1 protein-coding gene is annotated in these 1392 nt (G+C 76.8%); it reads left to right on the top strand.

The annotated features are described in order from the left end of the window. Positions 1–1392 (top strand): Sua5/YciO/YrdC/YwlC family protein (locus tag AB0O00_RS39550; RefSeq protein WP_363659505.1); only part of this gene is annotated, 1392 nt, incomplete at both ends.

Below are 1392 nucleotides of genomic sequence, written 5' to 3'. Positions count from 1 at the left end.
GCGCTGATGGCCCGCGACCTCGCCGCCGTCGAGCGCCTGCTGCCGCTCGGGCCGGTCGAGCGCGAACTGCTCACCGGGCCGGTGCGCCCGATCGTCCTGCTGCGCGGCGCTTCGCCGGCCGGACTCGAGGCGGTGGCCCCGGGCAGCCCCGACCTCGGCGTGATGCTCCCGTACACGCCGCTGCACCACCTGCTGCTCGCCGCCCCCGGCACCGACCTCCTGGTGATGACCAGCGCCAACCTCTCCGGCGAGCCGATCGTCACCGACGACCGGCACGCGCTCGCCGTGCTCGCCCCGCTCGTCGACGGCTGGCTCACCCACGACCGGCCGATCCACGTGCCGTGCGAGGACTCCGTCGTGCGCGTCGTGGACGGCCGACAGCTCCCGCTGCGGCGCTCGCGCGGGTACGTGCCGCTGCCGCTCCCGCTGCCGGTGCCCGTCCGTCCGGCGCTGGCCGTCGGCGGCGACCTGAAGAACACCTTCGCGCTCGCCCGCGACGGCTACGCGTGGCTGTCCGGCCACGTCGGCGACATGGACGACCTCGCCACGCTGCGCGCCTTCGACCGCGCGGTGGAGCAGCTCGGCGTCGTCAGCGGCGTGCGGCCCGAACTGCTCGTCGCCGACCGGCACCCCGGCTACCGCTCGGTGCACCACGCCGAGCGGATGGCCGCCGGGCGGCCCGTGCGGCGGGTGCAGCACCACCACGCGCACGTGGCCGCGGTGATGGCCGAGCACGGCCTGGACGGCGGCCGGCCGGTGCTCGGCGTGGCCTTCGACGGGACCGGCTACGGCGAGGACGGCGCGATCTGGGGCGGCGAGGTGCTGCTGGCCGACTACGACGGCTTCCGGCGCGTCGCCCACCTCGCGTACGTGCCGCTGCCGGGCGGGGACGCGGCGGTCGAGCGCCCGTACCGGACGGCGCTCGCGCACCTGCGCGCCGCCGGGCTGCCCTGGGCGGCGGGACTGCCGTCGGTCGAGACCTGCCCGGAGGAGGAACTGCGCCTGCTGGAGCGGCAGTTGGAGTGCGGGCTGAACTGCGTGCCGACCTCCAGCATGGGGCGGCTCTTCGACGCGGTGTCCTCGCTCGCGGGGGTCTGCCACCGGGCCGGGTACGAGGCCCAGGCGGCGATCGAACTGGAGGCGGCGGCAGCCGGGTTCGGGCCTTCGTCGGGGTACGCGTTCGGACTGTCGGCGCGGCCGGACGGCTGGAGCGCCGAACCCGGGCCGGTGCTGGCCGCGGTGCTGGCGGACGTGGCCGCGGGAGCGCCGGCCGGGCTGATCGCCGCGCGCTTCCACGCCGGAGTGGCGCTGCTGGTGCGGCGGATCTGCGGGGCCGTCCGGGAGCAGGACGGGATCTCGACGGTGGCGCTCAGCGGTGGCGTCTTCGCCAAC

Origin of the sequence: Kitasatospora sp. NPDC093558 (assembly GCF_040683475.1) — a bacterium.
In the GTDB taxonomy this organism is placed as follows: Bacteria; Actinomycetota; Actinomycetes; order Streptomycetales; family Streptomycetaceae; genus Kitasatospora.
This window is presented reverse-complemented; position numbering and strand designations above follow the sequence as displayed.